The sequence below is a fragment of the Streptomyces sp. NPDC006997 genome (assembly GCF_040635175.1).
Taxonomy (GTDB): domain Bacteria; phylum Actinomycetota; class Actinomycetes; order Streptomycetales; family Streptomycetaceae; genus Streptomyces.
Window position 1 is genome coordinate 1 of sequence record NZ_JBEYHH010000049.1, and the last position, 21,244, is coordinate 21,244.

Sequence of the window (21,244 nt, forward strand, 5' to 3'; positions counted from 1 at the left end):
CCGCAACGTCCGCGGCTACCTCGACAACCTGGCGATCCGGTGACCGGGCCGCTGCTCGTCCTGGTCGGCCCGATGGGCGTGGGCAAGTCCACCGTGGGGCGGCTGCTGGCCGGGCGGCTCGCCGTGGCCTTCCGGGACACCGACGACGACGTCGTCACCGCCGAGGGCCGCACCGTCGCCCAGATCTTCGCCGAGGAGGGTGAACCGGGGTTCCGGGCGAGGGAGAGGCAGGCGGTGGACGCCGCTCTGCGGGAGCACGGCGGTGTCCTGGCGCTCGGCGGCGGGGCGGTCGTGGACCCGGCGACGCGTGCGCAGTTGGTCTGCCAGTCGGTCGTCTACTTGTCGATGGGTGCGCGGGAAGCTGTCAGGCGTACCGGCCTGACCGTGGACCGTCCGCTGCTGTCCGTCGACCCGGGCGGGCGGTGGCGCGAGCTGATGGAGGCGCGGCGTCAGCTGTACGAGGAGGTCGCGACGGTCGTCGTCGCCACGGACGGCCGTACGCCGGAAGAGGTCACCGGGACCGTGCTGGGCGCGTTGGCCTCCCGGCAGCGGCGCCCTCGTCGGTCGCGGAGGCGGTGAGGAGCGGCACCGGGGCGGGCTGCGGCATACCGGACACCCCACGGTGGCCGGGGGCCCGGGGAGTGCCGGGCAACGGATCCGGGCGGCACTCGGAGACCGTCCCGCCGCCGCGCGACGCCAACTGACCGCGGTGAAGCCGCTTTCCGGGACGGCCGAGCGGCGCACCGTCGCGTCCCCGGCCGTCGAACGCGTCCGTCGAATACCTATACGCACCTCGCTTACCGGTGTACGGTCTCGGACCGATAGGCGCTTGGGAGCGCTCCCATCGCGTGTTTCCGCACCGCACGAGGAGGAACGCTTGAAACGCTTGCTGGCTCTACTGGCGACCGCCGTGACCGCTCTCGGTCTGACGGCCCTGGTCAGCCCCCAAGCGGCGGCCGCCACCGGTTGCCGTGTCGACTACACCGTCACCAGTCAGTGGCAGGGCGGCTTCCAGGCCGGGGTGAAGGTCACCAACCTGGGTGACCCCGTCTCCGGGTGGACGCTGAGGTTCGCCCTGCCGGACGCCGGGCAGAAGCTCGTCCAGGGCTGGAACGCCACCTGGTCGCAGTCCGGCGCCACGGTCAGCGCCACCGGCGTCGACTGGAACCGCACCCTGTCCACCGGCGCGTCGGCCGACCTGGGCTTCGTCGGGTCCTTCACGGGCTCCAACCCGAAGCCGACGTCCTTCACGCTCAACGGCGTCACCTGCACGGGCTCCGTCACCGACCCGCCGACGGACCCCCCGACCGACCCGCCCGCCAACGGCACCCCCGTGGAGGTCAACGGGCAGCTGAAGGTCTGCGGGGTGAACCTGTGCAACCAGTACGGGCGCCCCATCCAGCTGCGCGGCATGAGCACGCACGGCATCCAGTGGTTCAGCCAGTGCTACAACAACGCCTCCCTGGACGCGCTGGCCCAGGACTGGAAGTCGGACCTGCTCCGCGTCGCCATGTACGTGCAGGAGGACGGCTACGAGACCAACCCGGCCGGGTTCACCAGCCGGGTGAACAGCCTGGTCGACATGGCCGAAGCCCGCGGCATGTACGCGGTCATCGACTTCCACACCCTGACGCCGGGCGACCCGAACTACAACCTCGACCGCGCCAAGACGTTCTTCCAGTCCGTGGCCACCCGCAACGCCGCCAAGAAGAACGTGATCTATGAGATCGCCAACGAGCCCAACGGCGTGAGCTGGACGGCCATCAAGAGCTACGCCGAGCAGGTCATCCCGGTGATCCGCGCCGCCGACCCGGACGCCGTGATCATCGTCGGCACCCGTGGCTGGTCGTCGCTGGGCGTCTCCGACGGCTCCAACGAGAGCGAGATCGTCAACAACCCGGTGAACGCGTCCAACATCATGTACGCGTTCCACTTCTATGCCGCGAGCCACACGGACACCTACCGCGCCACGGTGAGCCGGGCGGCCTCCCGACTGCCGCTGTTCGTCTCGGAGTTCGGCACGGTGACCTACACCGGCGGCGGCGCGGTGGACCGGGCGAGCAGCACCGCGTGGCTTGACCTGCTCGACCAGCTCAAGATCAGCTACGCGAACTGGACGTACTCCGACGCCAACGAGGGCAGCGCGGCGTTCAAGCCGGGCACCTGCGACGGCACGGACTACAGCAGCAGCGGCGTACTGACCGAGTCCGGCGCCCTGATCAAGAGCCGGATCAGCACGGCGGACAACTTCCCCACCAGCTGACACGCCCCGCCAGCTGACAGCACGACACCAGTTCGCAGGACGACACCAGTTCGCAGCACGACGCCGGTTGGCCGCACGACACCGGCTGGCAGTACGGCGGGGGTTCGGCGGTCGTCCGTCGGACCCCCGCAATCCACTCGCCACTGGGAGCGCTCCCAAAATCCTGGCATCGCGCACATCTCATCCCATCACCCCCCACCCCGGAGGTACACGTGAGCGTCACCCTCCCCTCTCTCCCACGGTTACTGACCAGGCCTTGGACGGTGATCCTGACCGCCGCCGTGCTGCTGGTGTCCGGGCTCACCGCGATGTCCGCGAGCGGCGCGGAGTCCGGCTGCCGGGTCGACTACACCGTGAACGAGTGGACCGGCGGCTACACCGCCCAGATCAAGGTCACCAACCTCGGCGCGGCGGTCAGCGGCTGGCGGCTGACCTGGACCTACACCGGCGACCAGAAGGTGACCTCGGCGTGGAACGCGAGCGTCACCCAGACCGGCGCTTCCGTCGTCGCCGCCGACGCGGGCTGGAACGGCGCGCTGGCCACGGGCGGCTCCGCCGAGTTCGGCCTGCAGGGCACCTGGGCGGCGGCCGACCCCGCGCCGACCGACTTCGCCCTCAACGGCGTGTCCTGCGGCGGCGACGCCACCCCGCCGCCGACCACCCCGCCCCCCACGACCCCGCCCCCCACGACCCCGCCGCCCAGCGCGGAGTGCGGCACCGCGGTGATCTGCGCGGACTTCGAGGAGCAGACCGGCACGGCCCCTTCGGGTGCCTGGCGGGTCACCGCACCCGACTGCCAGGGCACCGGCACCGCCGCCGTGGACACCTCGGTCGCGCACAGCGGCGCCAAGTCGCTGCGGATCGACGGCCGGGCGGGCTACTGCAACCACGCCTTCGTCGCCTCCACCGCGGACTTGTCCTCGGTCGGCCCGGTGCTGCACGTCCGCATGTGGGTCCGGCACACCACCGCGCTGCCCGCGGCCCACGTCACCTTCGTCTCCCTGCCCGATTCCTCCCAGGGCGGGCGCGCCCTGCGCGTCGGGGGCCAGAACGGCGCCCTCCAGTGGAACCGGGAGGTCGACGACGCCACGCTGCCCGAGCAGAGCCCGTCCGGTGTGGCGCTGAGCAGGCCGCTGCCCACGGGGAGTTGGCAGTGCCTGCGGTTCGCGATCGACACGACGGCACCGGCGCTCGACACCTGGCTCGGTGACGAGCAGGTCCCGGGTCTGCACGCCGACGGCGTCCCCACCCACGACATCGACCGGCAGTGGCTCGCCCGCACCACCCCGCCCCGTCCGACGGCCCTCCGGCTGGGCTGGGAGAGCTATGGCACGGGCGACGACACCCTGTGGTTCGACGACGTGGCGGTGGGTTCGTCCCCCATCGGCTGCTGACCGGCCGCCAGGCTCAGGCGCCCGGGGGAGACGCTCCACGGCCCTCCCCCGGGTGCCGCCCGCTCCTTGCTCACCTCGCCCGAATGTTTCGAAGTGAACGGCGAATTCTGCGAGAAATCTTGACGCCGTTCGCTGGCTCCCTATCATCCAGACTGCTCGATACTCCGACTCATGTTCGACATGCCGAACGGACATGGGTGGGCTGCGCCACCCGCACCGCAGGACACCCCACAAGTCAAGGATGACGAGGTCCCCATGCTCGAACGAAACCCAAGCCGCAGACACTGGCCCACGGTGCTCGCCACCGTCGTAGCGGCCCTGAGCGCGCTGGCGGCGATGCTCGTCGCCACCTCCCCGGCCCAGGCGGCTTCCACCGGCGCCCTGCGCGGCGTCGGTTCCGGCAAGTGCCTCGACGTGTCGAACGCCAGCCAGGCCGACGGCGCGGCCGTCCAGATCTGGGACTGCTCCGGCGGCTCCAACCAGCAGTGGACGGCGACGGACAGCGGCCAGTTGACCGTGTACGGCAACAAGTGCCTGGACGTTCCGGGCCACGCCACCACGGCCGGTACCAAGCTGCAGATCTGGACCTGCTCCGGCGGCGCGAACCAGCGCTGGCGGGTGAACTCCGACGGCACGATCGTCGGCGAGGAGTCCGGGCTCTGCCTGGACGTCACGGGCGCCGCCACGGCCAACGGCACGACGGTGGGGATCTGGACCTGCAACGGCGGTTCCAACCAGAAGTGGACCGGCCTGACCGGGACGCCGCCGGACGGCTCGTGCTCCTCCCTCCCGTCGACGTACAGGTGGTCCTCGACCGGTGTGCTGGCGCAGCCCAAGAACGGCTGGGCCGCGCTGAAGGACTTCACCAACGTCGTCCACAACGGCAAGCACCTGGTCTACGGGACGAACGTGTCGGGGTCGTCGTACGGCTCGATGATGTTCGGCCCCTTCACCAACTGGTCCGACATGGCCTCCACCAGCCAGGTGGGGATGAACCAGTCCACGGTGGCGCCCACGCTGTTCTACTTCGCGCCGAAGAACGTCTGGGTGCTGGCGTACCAGTGGGGCGCGTGGCCCTTCATCTACCGCACGTCGAGCGACCCCACCAACCCCAACGGCTGGTCCGCGCCGCAGCCGCTGTTCACCGGGAGCATCCCCAACTCCGGCACCGGGCCCATCGACCAGACCCTGATCGGCGACGGGCAGAACATGTACCTGTTCTTCGCCGGTGACAACGGCAGGATCTACCGGGCGTCCATGCCGATCGGGAACTTCCCGGGCAACTTCGGGACGTCGTACACCACCGTCATGAGCGACTCCACGAACAACCTCTTCGAAGGGGTGCAGGTCTACAAGGTCCAGGGCCAGAACCAGTACCTCATGATCGTCGAGGCGATCGGCGCGAACGGGCGCTACTTCCGCTCGTTCACCTCCTCCAGCCTCGGCGGTTCGTGGACCCCGCAGGCCGCCAGCGAGAGCAACCCCTTCGCGGGCAAGGCCAACAGCGGCGCCACCTGGACCAACGACATCAGCCACGGCGACCTGGTCCGCAACAACCCCGACCAGACCATGACCATCGACCCCTGCAACCTCCAGTTCCTCTACCAGGGCAAGGCGCCCGGCGCGGGCGGCCCCTACGACCAGCTGCCGTGGCGGCCGGGCGTCCTCACCCTGCAACGCTGACCGATACCCACCGGTTCTCGCCAGTGCGCGGTAATTGCCTGGACTGATCCGCTCCGCGGACGCCAGACTTCCCCTCTCCGAACCTCCGGGAGAGTGATGGGAACACCGGACACACGAGGACCGACCCCGGGCAGGAGCGCGGTCGTACTGGCACTGCGCCGGTACGGCCGCGAACTGCTGCGCCTACGACTACTCGCCCTGCCCGCGATGCTGTTACCCGCCGTGGGCAACATCGGCATCCGCTACGTCGCCCCCCTGCTGATCGCCAAGCTCGCGGGCCGGGCCGCCGAGGACGGCGGTCTCACCCTCGGATCCGCGCTGCCGTACATCCTGGGCTTCGGCGTGACGCTGCTGCTCGCCGAAGTCGTGTGGCGGGTCGGGCTGCACTGCCTCAACCGGGTGGACGCCCTCGGCATGGAGCACCTGTACGTCAGCGGCATGGACGAACTCCTCGCCAAGGACGCCGCGTTCTTCCACGACAACTTCGCGGGCTCCCTGACCAAACGGGTGCTCAGCTTCGGCAAGCGCTTCGAGGACTTCGTCGACACGATGACGTACCGGATCGTGGGGAGCCTCGTCCCGCTGGTCTTCGGTGCCGTGGTGCTGTGGAGCTACGAACCGGTGCTCGTCGCCGGACTGGTCGTGATGATCGCGCTGACCGTGGTGGGCGCGACCCCGCTGATCCGCCGCAGACAGCGGCTCGTCAACGACCGTGAGGCGGCGATCGCCCGGGTCTCCGGCCATGTCGCCGACAGCCTCACGAACATGGAGACCATCCGGGCGTTCGCGGCCGAGCGCCGGGAGGCCGACGAACACCGCGGCCGGGTCGCGGAGTTCCGGCGCCTGGCGCTGCGGTCCTGGGACTACGGCAATCTGCGGGTGGACGTCCTGGTCGCGCCGATGTCCGTGCTGACGAACGTGCTGGGCCTGCTGCTCGCCGTCGCCCTCGGCGGCTCGGGGCAGGGCGTCGAGCAGATCGTCGTCGCCTTCACCTACTACTCCAACGCCACCCAGATCATGTTCGAGTTCAACCAGATCTACCGGCGGCTGGAGAGCTCGATGACGGAGGCGGCGCAGTTCACCGAGCTGCTCCTGGACCCGCCCACCGTGCTCGACCCGGCCGAGCCCGAACCGCTCGCCCCCCGGCACACCGGCATCCGCTTCGAGTCGGTGACCTTCGCCCACCCCGGCACCGAGCCGATCTTCCACGGGCTCGACCTGGACGTGCCCGCGGGCGCCCGGATCGGCCTGGTCGGCAGGTCCGGCGGCGGCAAGACCACCCTGACCCGGCTCCTGCTGCGGATGTCGGACCTCGACGGAGGACGCGTCCTGATCGGCGGTCAGGACATCAGCCGACTGCGCCAGGCCGACCTGCGCTCACTGATCGCCTACGTCCCCCAGGAACCCGCCATGTTCCACCGCAGCCTGCGGGACAACATCGCCTTCGCCCGGCCCGGCGCCACCGACGACGAGGTCCGGGCGGCGGCCGAGGCCGCGCACGTCACGGAGTTCGCCGAGCAGCTCCCCGACGGCTTCGCCACCCTGGTGGGGGAGCGGGGCGTCAAACTCTCCGGCGGCCAGCGCCAGCGCGTCGCCCTCGCCCGCGCCATCCTGCGCGACGCGCCCGTCCTGCTGCTCGACGAGGCGACCAGCGCGCTGGACTCGGAGAGCGAGATCCTCGTCCAGGACGCCCTGTGGCGGCTGATGGACGGACGCACCGCGCTCGTCGTCGCCCACCGCCTCAGCACCGTCGCGGGCATGGACCGCCTCGTGGTCCTCGACCGCGGCACCATCGTCGAGCAGGGCACCCACGAGGAACTCCGCACGGCGGACGGCGCCTACGCCAAGCTGTGGCAGCACCAGTCGGGCGGGTTCCTCGGCGAGAGCGCCGACTCCGCCCTCGCACACCCGCACCCGGAGGACGGCCTCAGCGGCCTGCCCGGACCCGGGGGCGCGCCGTCGTCGCCCGCGCGCCTGGGCAACGCGCCCGCCTGACGGGTACGGCCGGGTTCCCCCGGCCGTACCCGGCGAGCCCTCGCGGGTCTCTCACCGCGCTGACCGCAGGTCCTGACTGCCGAGTACGGTGAGCAGCTCCAGTTTCTCCCCCGCACCGGTCCCCGGGGCGGGGGAGAACCACAGGAGCCGCTGACGGCCGTCCTCGCTGAAGAGGTTGAGGCAGTTCAGCTCCAGGACGCCCAGAGAGGGATGGACGATCCGCTTGCGGTCGGTGCGCCTGACCGCCACCTCCCGCTCCGCCCAGAGCCGGACGAAGTCGTCACTGCGCCGCTCCAGCTCCGCGACCAGCGTCGAGGAGTCCTGGTCGCGGGGGCCGCGCCGGGCGACCGCCGCCCGCAGGTCGGCGACGAACGCCCGCGAGTGGTAGTCGTGGTCGGCCTCCGGGTACAGCCCGCGGGCCCGGGGGTCGGTGAACCACTGGTAGACGTAGCTGGCCTGCGGTCCGGTGGCGGCCTCCGCCCGGCCGAGCAGGGCGACGGCGAGCCGGTTCTGCACCAGGGTGACGTGCAGGTCCGTGATGACCTGCGCCGGAGTGGTGGCGAGCCGGTCGAGCAGGTCGAGCATCCCCGGGTGGACGTGGGCGGCGGGACCTCCGGTGGGCGGCAGCGGCCGGTCGGCGAGGTAGAAGACGTGGTCCCGTTCGTCCCCGGTGAGCCGCAGGGCGCGGGCGAGGGCCGCGAGCATCTGCTCCGACGGCTGCGCCTCACCGCGCTCGATCTCGATGTAGTAGTCCGTGGAGGCACCGGCGAGCATGGCGACCTCGTCGCGGCGCAGCCCGGGGACCCGGCGCCGGGGACCGGCGGGCAGACCGACGTCGGAGGGACGGACACGGTCACGCCGTGACTTCAGGAAGGCGCCCAGCTCAGGGAGGTTCACCCTGCCAGTCTCCGTGACCGGGCGGACCGCGGCCAGGGGGTGTCACCCCCACCCTCCGTATCCAGGGGTCGCCGACCCCCGGGTGAGTGCCCACTGGTTGCCCCCCGGCGCACCGGCCAGGGTGGAGGCCACGACACGAAGGAACCCACGGCAGAAGGAACCCGAGACACACCATGTCCACCTCACCCACGAGGATCGCCCTGATCACGGGCGGCAACCGCGGCCTCGGCCGCTCCGTCGTCGAGGCGCTCGCCGCCGACGGCGTCGACGTCGTCTTCACCTACCGCTCCCACGAGGACGAGGCCAAGCAGGTCGTCGACGCGGTGGCCGCCCTCGGCGGCCGGGCGGAGGCGATCCGGCTCGACGTCAGCGAGACGGCCGCCTACGCCCCGTTCACCGACACCCTCCGCGAGACGCTGCGCACCGTGTGGGGCCGCGACAGCTTCGACATCCTGGTCAACAACGCCGGAGTCGCCGGCCACACCGTCCTCGGCACCACCGACGAGGAGACGATCGACCTCCTCTTCGCCGTTCACTTCAAGGGCGTCTATCTGCTCACCCAGGCCCTCGCCACCGCACCCGAGGGCGCCACGCCGCTGCTGGCCGACGGCGGCCGGGTCGTCAACGTCTCCTCCGGGCTGGCCCGGTTCGTCACCGTGCCCTACGCCGTCTACGGCGCCATGAAGGGCGCGGTCGAGGTGCTGACCCGCTACTGGGCGATGGAACTCGGCAAGCGCGGCATCAGCGTCAACACCGTCGCCCCCGGGCCGGTCGCCACGGACTTCGCCGACGGCTACGTCCGCGCCAGCGAGGAGGTCCAGCGGCACATGGCCGGGATGACGGCCCTCGGCCGCGTCGCGCAGGCCGACGACATCGGCCCCGCCGTCGCCGCCCTGGTGCGCGAGGGCACCGCCTGGATCACCGGCCAGCGCATCGAGGCCAGCGGCGGCTTCCGCCTCTGACGCCCCGCACACCCCCGTAGTCCCGCGAAGAACGGAAGACCCATGCCATTCGCCAACCTCAAGGTCCCCGAGGGCCTCGTCACCGCCGAGCAGAAGCAGGACCTCGTCACCGCCGTCACCGACCTCTACGTCGGCCTCTTCGGTGAACGCGCCCGCGCCACCACCATGGTCCTGGTGGAGGAGGTCGCCGACGGCGGCTGGGGCATCGGCGGCACGGTACTCACCCGGGCCATGCTGACCGCCGACGCGTCGCCGGCGGAGGAGTAGCCACCGGTCGGAGACAGCCTGGGCCGTGCGGCCCAGGCTGTCGAAGGAGAGGGTGCCGGAACCGGTCAGGGCAGCCGGTAGTCCGCGTTCGGGACGGCGCCGCGCTCGGGGTGGTTCTGGTCGTAGCCGCGCGCGTCGCACCGGAGGCCGCCCACCACGCCGTGGTCGGGGCGGTGTGCAGTGGGGGAACCGACGGAGAGGGGTGCCCCGGGCCGGGCCAGCGGGGAAGGCCGCGTCCTTCCCGGCCCGGGGCGTCAGCGCGCGGTCAGCCGCCGGGTCTCAGGGGTACGAGACCACGGTGGACGGCACGGTCGAGGTGCCGCCCGGGACGGTGGACGCGCCGGTGTCGTTGATGACGTGGGCGTAGTGCCCCTGGCCACCGAGCGAGACGGTGAGCAGGCTGTGGAACCGCACCCCCGACTTGACGGGGGCCTTGAAGCCGTGGTCCTGGATGATCGTCGGGTCCACGTTGTAGTTGCAGTACGAGCCGAGCCCCCACGCCTCGTGGGTGTTGACGGAGTCGTCGACCCGGTAGGCGGCGTACCCGCGCGTGGAGCCGTTCTGGATGGCGGCCTGGTTGGGCGCGTCGTACGCCTTCTCGTTCTGGTAGAAGATCGTCCGGCCGCGCTCGCCGTACCACTCGACGTCGTACTTGTTGAAGTGCTCGACGAAGAGCCCGGTGGCCAGCACGTCGTCGCCGTTGACGCGTACGCCGTAGTCGGCCCGGTTGGTCTCCCAGCCGACGCCCGCGCCGTGGTCCGCGCGCCACACCCAGGTGTGGTCGATGATCACGTCGTCGCTGTGCACGACGATGCTGGTGGTCGCCTTGCCCGCGCCCGCGCCACCGACACGGACGTAGACGTCCTGCACGGTGGTCGGGTCCGCGGCGTGGTCGGCCGACGCGCCCGGCGTGCCGACTTCGAGGAGAGTCGGGGAGTTGACCGGGCCGGCGTCGATGAGGAACCCGGCGAGACGGACCCCGTCGACGTCCGCGACCCGCATCGCGGTGACGCCGTTGTCCGGGATGATCGTCGCCAGGCCGAGGCCCAGGACGATGGTGCCCGCGCGGTTGACCTCGATGGTGCGGTCCACGTGGTAGACGCCCGGCGTGAACAGCAGGTGCAGGCCTTGGGCGACGGCGGCGTTCATGGTGGCCGCCGAGGTGCCGGGCTTGACGACGTAGAACTGGTCCAGCGGGATCGACTGGCCCTGCGGGGTGCCGTTCTCCCAGGTCGTCCCGCGTGCGTTGGTGCGCTTGGCCGGGGCGAAGACCTTGTACTGGTCGCCGTCCAGGTAGAGGAACGGCTTCTCACGGGAGATCGGGGTGGTGTCCAGGGTGGTGTAGCGCGGCTCGGGGAAGCTGGTCGCGGGGGCGCCGTCGACACCGGAGAAGACCTGGTTCCACACGGAGTTGGACCAGCCGCCGATGCTGCTGTCCCTGGTGTACCACTGCTGTTGCGAGTAGTTGCCCACCTGGCCGTCGATCTTGCTGTCCGCGATGTAGCCGCCGCTGGCCCAGCCGTAGCCGTTCGGGGCGAGGTTGAGCCCGCCCCTGACGTGCATCCGCCGGAACGAGGCCGCCTGCGAGACCGCCCACCGGTCGGTGCCGTTGACCGGGTTGAGGGAGAGGTTCTCGGCGGAGCGCCAGAAGTTCTGCGTGGCGTTGCCGTTGAACCAGCCCGCGTCCACGGTCACGTCGCCGTTGATGGCGGTGTCGTCGGGACGCAGGCCCAGACCGGCGATGGAGGTGTAGAAGCCGATCTGCGCGTTGAGCCCGTGGTAGGTGCCGGGCTTGAACAGGAAGGCGTGCCGTCCGCTGCCGAACTGCGCCGACTCCTGCTGCTGGAACACCTCGTCCAGCTTGGCCTGGATGCCGGGCGTGGACGGGCTGAAGACGTGCACGTTCGGGCCGAGGTCGCCGCCGCCGGGGAGTTGCGGACCGCCGTCACCGGTGGTGCCGTAGACCTGGAACTCCCAGAGCGAGTAGCCCCAGCCGGTGGCCCGGGTCACGCCCTGCATCCGTACGTGGCGGGCCATCCCGGCGACGTCGAGCGTCTCGGTGCCGCCGTTGCCGGTCGTCGTCGAGTACGCCGTGGACCAGTCGGTGCCGTTGGCGGAGATCTCGACGCGGTACGCCTTCGCGTACGCGGTCTCCCAGCGCAGCACCACCTGGCTGAGCTGGGCCTGGGTGCCCAGGTCGACCTGGAGCCACTGGGCGTCGGAGAACCCGCTCGACCAGCGGGTGCCCAGGTCGCCGTCGACGGCGGCGGTCGCCGGGGTGCCGTCGTGCTCCTGGCTGGAGGCGGTGACCTGCTTGCCCTGCGACAGCAGCACCGGGGCGGCGTGCGCGGCCTGGGCGGGGGCCAGGACGAGCAGGGCGCCGAGCAGGGCGGTGGTGAGGACGCCGACGAGGCCTCGTCGGCGGGCGGTCGTCGGAGGGCGTCTGAGGGGAGGCGCGGCCGAGGAGGGGCCGAAGGGCATGGGGAGGCTCCTTACGAACGAGTACGGGAGAGCGCTCTCCAGACCTTGCCCCTTGGGTAATCGAGCGGTCAAGCAGCCTGACGGGCTTTTCTTTTGTCTTTGTTTAAGATCGGCGACTTTCCGGGGCTCCCCTAGGGTGCGGGGTATGAGCAGAAGGGATCCCACGCTGGAGGACGTCGCGCGGGAGGCGGGGGTGTCGCGGGCCACGGTCTCGCGGGTCGTCAACGGGGTGCGCAACGTGGACGCCGGCATCCAGGAGACCGTCCGCCGGGCGATCCGGCGGACGGGGTACCGGCCCAACCGGGCGGCGCGGTTCCTGGTGACCCACCGGACCGAGACCGTGGCGCTGGTGATCTCCGGGACGGGGGACGCGTTCGCCGCGCGGGTCTTCGCCGACCCGTTCTTCGGCCGGGTCGTCAGCGGCGCCCTGGAGTACCTGCGCGCCCACGCCAAGCACCCGGTCATCCTGGTCGCGGAGTCCGCCGGGGCCCGTGAGCAGGTCGTCGACTACCTCAGCAAGGGCACCGCGGACGGCTGCCTGGTGGTGACCACGCAGGCCACCGACCCGCTGCCGACGATGCTGACGGCCGCCAGGATCCCGACGGTGCTGTTCGGCCGTCCGGAACCGGGTCTCGCGGTCAGCCACGTCGACCTCGCCCAGGCGGACGGGGGGCGCCTGGCCGCCGAGCGGCTGGTGGCCCGCGGGTGCCGCCGTATCGCCACGATCCACGGTCCCCGGGCGCTCCCGGCGGCCCGCGACCGGCTCACCGGCTTCCGCGCGGCCCTCGCCGCGGCCGGTATCACCGACGTCCCCGCCGCCGAGGGCGCCTTCACCGTGGACAGCGGCGTTGCCGCCCTGCGCGGGCTGCTCGCCGAGCACCCCGGGCTGGACGGCGTGTTCGCCGCCAACGACCTGATGGCGCAGGGGGCCTGCCAGTACCTGCGGGAGCGGGGGAGCCGGGTGCCGGAGGACGTCGCCGTGGTCGGCTTCGACGACTCCAGCGTGGCGTTGGCCTGCCACCCGCCGCTGACCACGGTGCGGCAGCCCGTGGAGCGGATGGCGGCGGAGATGGCCCGGCTGCTGTCGGAGCACATCCAGGGGGCGCGCACGGAACCGGCCGCGGTGCTGTTCGAGCCCGAACTGGTGGTGCGCGCGTCGGCGTGAACCGCGCGGGGCTGGTGGTGCGCGCGTCGGCGTGGACGCGCGGGGCTGGTGGTGCGCGAGGTGACGTGGACCGCGCGGCGCCCCGGGGGTTCACGCCCGGACCGCGGGTGCCAGCACCTCCTCGCACCAGGCGCGGAACGTCGTCTGGCCCGCCGTCCGCGGGGTGCGCGGTACGCCGTCGTCCAGGCCCTCGTTCTTGGCGCGCATCATGTCGACGTAGCCGTCCGCGAACGCCTCTCCGGTGCCGTGCGCGACGAGCGCGGCGCGGAAGTCGTCGAGTGACTGGTGCGCGTAGCGGACCGGGCGGCCGAGCACCTCGGACATGACGCGCGCCATGTCGGTCGCCGAGAGGTCCTCGGGGCCCAGCACCGGGACCTCGCCGGTGCCCGTCCAGGAGCGGTCGAGCAGCAGGTCGGCGGCGGCCCGGGCGATGTCCCGGGTGGCGGCCAGGGGCGCGGGGCGGTCCGGGTCGAGGGTGCCGGTGAAGACGCCCTCGTCGCGGATCGACGCCACCTGCCGCAGCAGGTTGTCCATGAAGCTCGCGTTCGCCAGCGCCCGGTAGGCCACGCCCGTGCCGGCGATCAGGTCGTCCATGGCCAGCGAGGCGGTGACGAGTCCGGCGCGGTCGGCGACGGGCGTGCCGCGGCCGAGCGCCGAGACGCCGACGACGTGTCCGACCCCGTGGGCCGTGAACGCCTTGGCGGCGGCGTGGGTGAACCCGAGGTAGGCGGTGTCCAGGCTCGGTGCCCGGAGGTCCGGCGGGACCAGCCAGAACACGGCGTCCGCGGCGGCGAGGGCGCGGTCGACGACCTCGGCGTCAGCGTGCGACCCGGCGACGACGTCGACGCGTTCGCGGACGTCGGCGGGGAGCCTCGCGGGGTCGCGCACGATGACGCGCAGTTCCTCGCCGTGCGCGGGAGCGTCGTTGAGCAGGATGTCCAGGAGTCGGCCACCGATCTGGCCGGTGGGTGCCGTGATGACGATCATGTGTCGATTCTCGGCGCGGGCGCCGCGCGGCGTCCAATACCCTTCCCGGCGATTGATACCCTCACAGTATGGATCTCGACCTGCGCAAGCTCCGCTACTTCGTCGCGGTGGCCGAGCACCGGCACTTCGGGCGGGCGGCGGAACAGCTCTACATCGCCCAGCCGGTGCTCAGTCGTCAGATCAGCGCGTTCGAGCGGGAGTTGGAGTGCGCGCTGCTCGTGCGCACCACCCGCAGCGTGGAGCTGACCGACGCCGGGAGGCAGCTCTACGAGGAGGCACAGGGCATCCTCGCGTCCGTCACCGCGGCGGTGCAGCGCGTGCGCGACGCCGACCGGGGTGCCCAGCGGCTCGTGGTCGCCTTCTCCCCGGGGCTGCACGTGTCGGACGCGCTCCGGGCGTTCACGGCACGCCATCCGGACGTCGAGACCGATGTCGTACCGGCCCGCTGGTGGGAGCAGGACGCGCCGCTCCGGGACGGCCGGGCCCAGGTCGGGTACCTGAGGCGACCGTTCGACGACACGGGGCTCCACGTCGTCCCGATCGGCGACGAGCCCCGGGTCGCCTGCGTGCCCGTGGGGCACCCGCTGGCGTCCCGGGCGGAGGTGGCCTCCGCGGACCTGGACGGCCAGCGGATGCTCGACGTGCCGCGGCGGCGGACGTCGTCCCTGGAGGAGAAGTTCGAGCTGATCGCCTCCGGGCACGGCATCGCCCTGGTCCCGCTGAGCGTCGCGCGCTCCTACTCCCGCCCCGACCTGGTCCACGTCCCCGTCACGGACGCGCCGCGGGTGGAGGCGTGCCTGGCGGTCCCCGCGGACCGACGGTCGAAGCTGCTGCGGGACTTCCTGGAGATCGCTACCGGGGTTCTGCGGCGGGGGTGACGGCGGGCGGTGAGCGGCTGGTAGTCGTACGGCCGTTCGGCCCTGTGTGTGCCGACGGGAGGGGGCCAGGAGGCACTGGGGGGTGGGCCGTTCGGCCCAGGCGGTGGGTGGGGCGGCGCGGGGATGCTGGTCCACGACCGGCCGGGGGCGCCACGGACCGTCGCGTCCTGCCACTCGGCCCCGCCTTCGCGCGGCCACGAGCCACGGCGGGCGCGGCGTGCCCCGGACCGGTCACCATCCGGTCTGTCCCAGTAGTCGCGCCGGATGCCGACCGTCCGCCGCACCCCGGCGACGGCGTCCCGCCACCCGCTGGCAGGCGGGGTCCGCCCGTCGCACCGGGGTGCGGCGGACGAGCGGGTGCCGGTGAACGGCGGCCCGCCCCCGCCGCATACTTCCGGGCCGCTCAGCGGTAGGCGCCGGATTTCCGGCCCGTACTCCGGGTGCTTCTGCGTGACCGTGTGGGGATTCCCGTCGACGACCGGCCGGGGGTACGGCGGAAGGGCGGGCGGCTGTCCACGGCCGCCCGCCCTTCCCCCGTACCCCCGGGCCGCTCAGCGGTGGGTCAGGAGCAGCCGCCAGGCCTCCGGGCCGCGCTCCAGGTACTCCACCGCGAACGCGCCGGGGTGCCGGTCCTCGATCTGGGCCAGCAGGGGCAGCGGGTCGTGCGGGGCCACGAGCGTCATGGCCGAGCCGGACGGCACGGCGGCGACCGCGCCGAACACCGTGGCGTGGCGCAGCGAGTGGGGGATGTCCCGGACGTCGAGTTCGGGGACGTCCGTGTCGTCCGAGCCGCCGCAGCCGCAGGACCCGCCGCACCCGCCGCCGGACGCGGCGGCCGTTTCCTGGGGGCCGTGCTCGTGCCCGAGGAGGTCGTGCATCCCCGCCAGCAGCCCGGCCAGGGAGATGTCCGGGGCGCCGGCGAGCAGCGGGAGGACCAGGGTGTTCTCCTTCTCCAAGTGCTCCTCGAACAGCACCTGGAGCGCCCGGCCGTCGGCCGCCGCGCGCACGGCGTTGCCGCCGGCGCGCAGCGCGTCGACGAGCGCCACGAGCCTGCGGTGCTCGGCGATCATGCTCTCGACGAGGAGCCGGGCCTCGGGGAGGGCGCGGGCGGCGGGGTAGAGGGTGTCCTCCTCCGCGGTGGCGTGCGGGACGAGGTCCCGGTCGCAGAAGTCGACCAGCCCCGCGCGGACACCGTCGGCCGTGGCCGGATCGCGCTCCGCGGCGGCGACCAGCAGGGTGACCCGCCCGGCCAGTTCACCGGCCAGCTGGGTGTGGTGCGCCTCGACGGCTTCGGCTGCCGCGGCGTCCTGGGGGTCCGAGGCGAGGGTGAGGGTGCTCATGACGGTTTCCTTCCGGCGATCGACGGCCCGTTCCGGTTCGGTCGGGGCCGATGCCTGGAATATAGTACGGACATGACCGTGGAAAATACCGGCCCTCTTCCCGGCAGCGGATCGGCACGGGCGCCGTTGTCGCGACAGCGCGGCGGCGTCCTGCGCCACCTGCGCGACCAGTCCGCCCCCGTGACGGCCAGCGCCCTGGGCAAGGTGTGCGGGCTGCACGTCAACACCGTCCGCGAGCACCTGGACGCCCTGGTGGACGACGGTCTCGCCGTCCGCGAGAGCTCCCGGCCCGCCGGACGCGGGCGACCGGCCTGGCGCTACCGGGCCCGGCTGCCGCAGGAGTCGCCCGCACGGGAGTACGCGGGCCTCGCGGCGGTGCTGGCCGCGCAGATCGCCGACTCCAGCGACCATCCCCGCGAGGACGCCCTGGCCGCCGGTGCGCGCTGGGGACGGGTGCTCACGGCCGGGCGGGAGCCGGTGACGGAGGCCGGGGAGGCGCGTACGCGGCTGGTGGGCCTGCTCGCGGAGATCGGCTTCGCGCCGGAGGCGGACGCCGGGGCCCACCGGGTACGGCTGACGCGCTGCCCGTTCGTGGAGACGGCGCGCGAGTACCCCGGCGTCATCTGCGGCGTCCACGAAGGGCTGGCCCGCGCCGGTCTCGCCGCGCTCGGCGCGACGGCCCAGGACGTCGAACTGCTCCCGTTCGCCGAGCCGGACGCCTGTCTGCTGCACCTGGGCGCGGCGCGCGACCCGCGGCACGACGACCGGAACGACGACGAGACCGGCGGTGGCCGATGAGCGCCACCGCCCGACGCGTCGGCGCGCGGCGGGCGCCGCTGCTGCTGGCCGCCGGTCTGTGCCTGCTCGCCGGTCTCGACGCGGCGCTCAGCCTGCTCGGGCTCCCCGCCCCGGTCAGCAGCGACCGCCTCCCCACGGTCCACGGCGTGCTGCTGGTCCTCGGGTTCGTTGGCACGCTGGTGGCGCTGGAACGCGCGGTGGCCCTGGGTGGCCGCTGGCCGTACCTGGCGCCCGCGTTCCTCGGAGCCGGGGGCCTGGCCCTGCTCACCCCCCTCGACCTGGTCGTCGGGCGGCTGTCACTGGTCGCCGGGTGCGCCGTGCTCGTCGCCCTCTACACCCGCTTCTGGCGACGGCAGCCGAGCGCCGCCCTCGTCGCGCAGGGCGCGGGCGCGGTGGCGGGCCTCGGCGCGGCGCTGCTGTGGCTGGGCGGCCTGGACGTACCCCGGATGCTGCCCTGGCTGGCCGCGTTCCTGGTGCTGACCATCGCGGGCGAACGGCTGGAACTCGCCCGGGTCGGCGCCCTCGCGCCCCCGGCCGAACAACTCTTCCTGTGCGTCGTCGGCGCCGTCATGGGCGGTGTCGTCACCACGCTGCTGTGGCCGCCGACCGGCAGCCTCGTCCTCGGCGCCGCGCTGCTCACCCTGGTCGCCTGGCTCGTCGTCCACGACGTCGCCCGGCGTCTGCTGCGCGCCACCGGTCTACCCCGCTTCACCGCCGCCTGCCTGCTCGGGGGCTACGGCTGGCTGGGGCTCGCCGGTCTGCTGTGGCTGCTGGCCGGTCCGGTCACCGACGGCACCCGCTACGACGCGGTGGTGCACGCGGTCTTCCTCGGGTTCGTGATGTCGATGATCATGGCGCACGCGCCGGTGATCCTCCCGGCCGTACTGCGCCGCCCGCTGCCGTACCACCCCGCCATGGCGGGCGCGGCCTGGCTGCTGCACCTCTCCCTCGCCCTGCGGGTGCTCGTCGGCGACCTCCGCGACCTCACCTGGGCGTGGCGGCTCGGCGGCGCGCTCAACATCGTGGCCGTGCTGCTGTTCGTGCTGTCGGCGGCGGCCTCGTCGGTGACGGCCAGCCGCCGCACGGCGGCCCGACGCGCACCGGCGCGGGTGCCCGCGCCCACGCCTGCCTCGGCATCCGACTCCGCTCCCGACCCGGGGCCCGCCCCCGTTGCCGCCGAGTCCGCCCCCGCCCCCGCCCCCGCCCCCGCTCCCGCCCCCGGCCCGGACCCCTCGGGCCCGCCCGACGCTCGACCGGCCGGTACGGGCACGGCCTCCGCCACCGGTGCCGCCCCGGCCCCCGCCCACCACCCCAGGAACCCCCGGTGACCCTCCACCTGTCCCCGCCCCCCGGGAGCGCGCCCGCCCCGGCGCCGCGTCGGCGCTCCGCCCGGACCCGCTGGCACCTCGGCGCGAACGCGGTCGTGGCCCTCTGGCTCGCCCTGTTCGCGGCGATCGCGACCGGTCACCCCTTCCTGCCGCACGCCTACTGGCTGCTCGTCCACACGCTCCTCCTCGGTGCCGTCACCAACGCCGTCGTCATCTGGTCCGGGCACTTCGCCGCGTCCGTGCTCCGCCTGCCGGAGGCCAACCGGGGCGCCCCCGCCGCGCTGCGCCTGGTCGCCCTCAACGCGGGCGCGGTCGCCGTGATCGGCGGCCTGGTCACCGACCGCTGGCCCGTCGTACTCGTCGGCGGCTGCCTCGTCGGGGCCGCCGTCCTCGCCCACGCCGGATGGCTGGTGCGGCTGCTGCGCCGCGCCCTGCCCAGCCGGTTCGCCATGACCGTCCGCTACTACGTCGCCGCCTCCGCCCTGCTCCCCGCCGGAGCCGCGCTCGGCGTCCTGATGGCCCGAGGCCACCTCGCCGGTGACCTCTCCGACCGGCTGCTGATCGCCCACGAGGTGATCAACCTGCTCGGCTGGGTCGGCCTCACGGTGGCCGGAACGCTGATCACCCTCTGGCCGACGATGCTGCGCACCCGCGTCGCGGACGGCGCCGAACGTGCCGGACGCAGGGCCCTGCCCGTGCTGCTCGCCGGGCTCGCCGCCACCGTGGCCGCCGCCCTGCTCGCCCCGCCCCCGCTCGCCGTCCCCGGCGTCGCCGTCTACGCCGTCGGCCTGGCCGTCGCCGCGCGGCCCTGGTGGCGCGCGGCCCGCGACAAGGCGCCGCGGTCCTTCGCCACCTGGTCGGTGGCCGCGGGCTGCGTCTGGCTCGCGGGGTCCCTGACCGCGCTGGCGGGCATCCTCGCGTCCACGACCTCCTGGACGGCGGTGACCGAGCGCACGGCGGCGCTGACCGCGCCGCTCGCCGCCGGTTGGATCGCCCAGGTGCTGCTGGGCGCGCTCAGCTTCCTCGTCCCCGTGGTCCTCGGCGGCGGGCCGAGCGCCGTACGCGCCGCCACCGCGGGACTCGAACACGGCTGGCCCGCGCGGCTGGCCGTCACCAACGCCGCGCTGCTGCTGTGCGTGCTGCCGGTGCCGTCCACGGTGCGCGTGGTCTGCTCCCTGCTGCTCTTGGCGGTCCTCGTGGCGTTCCTCTTCCTGCTGGTTCGCGTGGTGGTCCGGGGCGTACGGCAGCGGCGCGGGACGGCAACCCCGGTGGCCCCGGCGGCCCCGGCGGCCCCGGTGGAGGGGGCCCACCCCTCCACCACGCCCGCCGGGACGCCGGTCCTCGCCGGGCACCGCGTGCTCGGCGGCGCCGCGCTCGGTCTCGCGGTCGTGGTCCTCGCGGTGGCGGGCGGCGGTGCGCTGGACGTCAGGTCGCTGCCGATGACGGAACGGTCCGCCGCCACCCGGGCCGACGGCGGGAGCGAGGTGACCCCGACCGGCCACACCACCACCGTGCGGGTGTCGGTGCGCGCCATGCGCTTCTCCCCGTCGTCCGTGGAGGTGCCCGCGGGCGACCGCCTGGTGCTGGACGTGCGCAACACCGGCACGGACACCCACGACCTGGTCCTGGAGACCGGCGTCCGCACCGACCGGCTCGGCCCGGGCGACCGCGCGACGCTGGACGCCGGTGTCGTCGGCCGGGACCTGTCGGGCTGGTGCTCGGTGGCCGGACACCGCCAGATGGGCATGACCTTCCAGGTCCACGTCACCGGCGACGGCGTCAGTGCCAGTGCCGGTGCCCACGACCACCACACCGGCACCGGCGTGTCGTCCGCCGCCGAGGACTACGACCCCATGGCCGCCCCCGCCGACGGCTTCACCGCCCGCGACGCGACGCTCCCGCCCGTGGCCGACACCGCGGGCCCCCAACTGCACCGCAGGGCCCTCACCGTCAGGGAGACGAAGCGCGAAGTCGCCCCCGGCGTACGGCAGACCCTGTGGACGTTCGACGGGACGGCCCCCGGGCCCGTGCTGCGCGGTCGCGTCGGCGACACCTTCGAGATCACCCTCGTCAACGACGGCACGATCGGCCACTCCGTCGACTTCCACGCCGGAGCGCTCGCCCCCAACGAGCCGATGCGCACCATCCAGCCCGGCCAGTCACTGACGTACCGCTTCACGGCCACCCGCAGCGGCGTGTGGATGTACCACTGCTCGACCATGCCGATGTCCCTGCACATCGCCAACGGCATGTTCGGCGCGGTGATCATCGACCCGCCCGACCTGCCCGAGGTGGACCACGAGTACGTGCTCGTGCAGTCGGAGTTCTACCTCGGCGAGCAGGGCGGGACGGCCGACGCCGACAAGGTGAAGGCCAAGGAGCCCGACATCGTCGCCTTCAACGGGTACGCCAGCCAGTACGACCACGACCCGCTGACGGCACGCACCGGCGACCGGGTGCGGATCTGGGTGCTCGCGGCCGGACCGAACCTGTCCAGCGCCTTCCACGTCGTCGGCGGCCAGTTCGACACCGTCTTCCGCGAGGGCGCGTACGACCTGCGGTCCGGCGGCTCGGCGAGCGGTGGCGCGCAGGTCCTCGACCTGGCGCCCGCCGCGGGCGGGTTCGTCGAACTCACCTTCCGTGAGGCGGGCGACTACCCCTTCGTCACCCATGTCATGACCGACGCGGAACACGGCGCGCACGGCGTCCTCCGCGTCCGGTGACAGGGCCGAAAGTCCCTGGTCACAGCCCCGTCGGGCCCAGGACCCGAGGGCCGTCCCGATCTAGCATCACCGTCGTAACACGC

16 protein-coding genes are annotated in these 21,244 nt (G+C 73.1%); 12 read left to right on the plus strand and 4 right to left on the minus strand.

Translation table 11 applies throughout. The annotated features are described in order from the left end of the window. Nucleotides 1–72 precede the first annotated feature (72 nt). From ABZ659_RS32280 to ABZ659_RS32300, 5 genes are all read left to right on the plus strand, one after another. Nucleotides 73–579, plus strand: a complete 507-nt coding sequence (locus ABZ659_RS32280) for a shikimate kinase (RefSeq protein WP_360227349.1) — start codon at nucleotides 73–75, stop codon at nucleotides 577–579. Nucleotides 580–877: 298 nt separating this feature from the next. Beyond that, nucleotides 878–2,263 carry a cellulase family glycosylhydrolase gene (locus ABZ659_RS32285; RefSeq protein WP_360227267.1) on the plus strand — a complete coding sequence of 462 codons (1,386 nt, stop codon included), beginning with the start codon at nucleotides 878–880 and terminating at the stop codon, nucleotides 2,261–2,263. Nucleotides 2,264–2,571: 308 nt separating this feature from the next. Continuing rightward, a complete protein-coding gene (locus ABZ659_RS32290; protein WP_360227351.1) occupies nucleotides 2,572–3,657 on the plus strand; it encodes a cellulose-binding domain-containing protein in 1,086 nt (361 codons plus the stop codon). Between the two features lie 255 nt (nucleotides 3,658–3,912). Then, the gene (locus ABZ659_RS32295; RefSeq protein WP_360227270.1) at nucleotides 3,913–5,340 is read left to right on the plus strand and encodes a non-reducing end alpha-L-arabinofuranosidase family hydrolase; all 1,428 of its coding nucleotides are present in this window, start codon (nucleotides 3,913–3,915) and stop codon (nucleotides 5,338–5,340) included. Between the two features lie 96 nt (nucleotides 5,341–5,436). Then, a complete protein-coding gene (locus ABZ659_RS32300; protein ID WP_360227273.1) occupies nucleotides 5,437–7,335 on the plus strand; it encodes an ABC transporter ATP-binding protein in 1,899 nt (632 codons plus the stop codon). 51 nt (nucleotides 7,336–7,386) lie between these two features. Here the strand turns inward: ABZ659_RS32300 and ABZ659_RS32305 are convergent, their stop codons facing one another. Then, nucleotides 7,387–8,232: a helix-turn-helix domain-containing protein gene (locus tag ABZ659_RS32305; RefSeq protein ID WP_360227276.1), complete on the minus strand. Its 846-nt coding sequence runs from the start codon at nucleotides 8,230–8,232 to the stop codon at nucleotides 7,387–7,389. A 173-nt stretch (nucleotides 8,233–8,405) separates the two neighbouring features. Between ABZ659_RS32305 and ABZ659_RS32310 the strand changes: the two genes are divergently transcribed. Together ABZ659_RS32310 and ABZ659_RS32315 are read left to right on the plus strand one after the other, a co-directional pair. After that, nucleotides 8,406–9,194 (plus strand): SDR family oxidoreductase, encoded by a 789-nt coding sequence (locus ABZ659_RS32310; RefSeq protein ID WP_360227279.1) that lies wholly within the window; start codon nucleotides 8,406–8,408, stop codon nucleotides 9,192–9,194. 42 nt (nucleotides 9,195–9,236) lie between these two features. Next, nucleotides 9,237–9,461: a 4-oxalocrotonate tautomerase family protein gene (locus ABZ659_RS32315; protein ID WP_360227282.1), complete on the plus strand. Its 225-nt coding sequence runs from the start codon at nucleotides 9,237–9,239 to the stop codon at nucleotides 9,459–9,461. 279 nt (nucleotides 9,462–9,740) lie between these two features. On the opposite strand, the gene ABZ659_RS32320 is transcribed toward ABZ659_RS32315, so the two are convergent. After that, nucleotides 9,741–11,942, minus strand: coding sequence for a discoidin domain-containing protein (locus tag ABZ659_RS32320; RefSeq protein WP_360227285.1), 2,202 nt, complete (start codon nucleotides 11,940–11,942; stop codon nucleotides 9,741–9,743). Nucleotides 11,943–12,087: 145 nt separating this feature from the next. Here ABZ659_RS32320 and ABZ659_RS32325 point away from each other — a divergent pair, with 145 nt between their 5' ends. Continuing rightward, a complete protein-coding gene (locus tag ABZ659_RS32325; protein ID WP_360227288.1) occupies nucleotides 12,088–13,107 on the plus strand; it encodes a LacI family DNA-binding transcriptional regulator in 1,020 nt (339 codons plus the stop codon). 90 nt (nucleotides 13,108–13,197) lie between these two features. Here the strand turns inward: ABZ659_RS32325 and ABZ659_RS32330 are convergent, their stop codons facing one another. After that, complete coding sequence (locus ABZ659_RS32330) at nucleotides 13,198–14,094, minus strand: NAD(P)H-binding protein (RefSeq protein ID WP_360227291.1); 897 nt, start codon at nucleotides 14,092–14,094, stop codon at nucleotides 13,198–13,200. Nucleotides 14,095–14,162: 68 nt separating this feature from the next. On the opposite strand from ABZ659_RS32330, the gene ABZ659_RS32335 reads away from it, so the two are divergent. After that, nucleotides 14,163–14,972, plus strand: a complete 810-nt coding sequence (locus ABZ659_RS32335; RefSeq protein WP_360227294.1) for a LysR family transcriptional regulator — start codon at nucleotides 14,163–14,165, stop codon at nucleotides 14,970–14,972. Nucleotides 14,973–15,523: 551 nt separating this feature from the next. Here the strand turns inward: ABZ659_RS32335 and ABZ659_RS32340 are convergent. Beyond that, on the minus strand, nucleotides 15,524–16,312 hold the full coding sequence (locus ABZ659_RS32340) for a DUF2249 domain-containing protein (protein WP_360227297.1): 789 nt from the start codon (nucleotides 16,310–16,312) through the stop codon (nucleotides 15,524–15,526). 72 nt (nucleotides 16,313–16,384) lie between these two features. Here ABZ659_RS32340 and ABZ659_RS32345 point away from each other — a divergent pair, with 72 nt between their 5' ends. The 3 genes from ABZ659_RS32345 to ABZ659_RS32355 are packed head-to-tail and all read left to right on the plus strand — an operon-like array spanning nucleotide 16,385 to nucleotide 21,161. After that, the gene (locus ABZ659_RS32345) at nucleotides 16,385–17,110 is read left to right on the plus strand and encodes a helix-turn-helix domain-containing protein (RefSeq protein WP_360227300.1); all 726 of its coding nucleotides are present in this window, start codon (nucleotides 16,385–16,387) and stop codon (nucleotides 17,108–17,110) included. Then, nucleotides 17,107–18,438 carry a hypothetical protein gene (locus tag ABZ659_RS32350; protein ID WP_360227303.1) on the plus strand — a complete coding sequence of 444 codons (1,332 nt, stop codon included), beginning with the start codon at nucleotides 17,107–17,109 and terminating at the stop codon, nucleotides 18,436–18,438. Before ABZ659_RS32345 ends, ABZ659_RS32350 begins: the two co-directional genes overlap by 4 nt. After that, nucleotides 18,435–21,161: a multicopper oxidase domain-containing protein gene (locus ABZ659_RS32355; RefSeq protein WP_360227307.1), complete on the plus strand. Its 2,727-nt coding sequence runs from the start codon at nucleotides 18,435–18,437 to the stop codon at nucleotides 21,159–21,161. The genes ABZ659_RS32350 and ABZ659_RS32355 overlap by 4 nt, the downstream gene beginning before the upstream one ends. The last annotated feature ends 83 nt before the right edge of the window (nucleotides 21,162–21,244 follow it).

What these genes read in the sequence shown, in the direction of transcription:
- ABZ659_RS32325 (WP_360227288.1), top strand. Translation starts at nt 12,088, where the DNA reads ATGAGCAGAAGGGATCCCACGCTGGAGGACGTCGCGCGGGAGGCGGGG.
- ABZ659_RS32350 (WP_360227303.1), top strand. Translation starts at nt 17,107, where the DNA reads ATGAGCGCCACCGCCCGACGCGTCGGCGCGCGGCGGGCGCCGCTGCTG.
- ABZ659_RS32310 (WP_360227279.1), top strand. Translation starts at nt 8,406, where the DNA reads ATGTCCACCTCACCCACGAGGATCGCCCTGATCACGGGCGGCAACCGC.
- ABZ659_RS32345 (WP_360227300.1), top strand. Translation starts at nt 16,385, where the DNA reads ATGACCGTGGAAAATACCGGCCCTCTTCCCGGCAGCGGATCGGCACGG.
- ABZ659_RS32295 (WP_360227270.1), top strand. Translation starts at nt 3,913, where the DNA reads ATGCTCGAACGAAACCCAAGCCGCAGACACTGGCCCACGGTGCTCGCC.
- ABZ659_RS32335 (WP_360227294.1), top strand. Translation starts at nt 14,163, where the DNA reads ATGGATCTCGACCTGCGCAAGCTCCGCTACTTCGTCGCGGTGGCCGAG.
- ABZ659_RS32315 (WP_360227282.1), top strand. Translation starts at nt 9,237, where the DNA reads ATGCCATTCGCCAACCTCAAGGTCCCCGAGGGCCTCGTCACCGCCGAG.
- ABZ659_RS32340 (WP_360227297.1), bottom strand. Translation starts at nt 16,312, where the DNA reads ATGAGCACCCTCACCCTCGCCTCGGACCCCCAGGACGCCGCGGCAGCC.
- ABZ659_RS32300 (WP_360227273.1), top strand. Translation starts at nt 5,437, where the DNA reads ATGGGAACACCGGACACACGAGGACCGACCCCGGGCAGGAGCGCGGTC.
- ABZ659_RS32320 (WP_360227285.1), bottom strand. Translation starts at nt 11,942, where the DNA reads ATGCCCTTCGGCCCCTCCTCGGCCGCGCCTCCCCTCAGACGCCCTCCG.
- ABZ659_RS32280 (WP_360227349.1), top strand. Translation starts at nt 73, where the DNA reads ATGGGCGTGGGCAAGTCCACCGTGGGGCGGCTGCTGGCCGGGCGGCTC.
- ABZ659_RS32290 (WP_360227351.1), top strand. Translation starts at nt 2,572, where the DNA reads ATGTCCGCGAGCGGCGCGGAGTCCGGCTGCCGGGTCGACTACACCGTG.
- ABZ659_RS32330 (WP_360227291.1), bottom strand. Translation starts at nt 14,094, where the DNA reads ATGATCGTCATCACGGCACCCACCGGCCAGATCGGTGGCCGACTCCTG.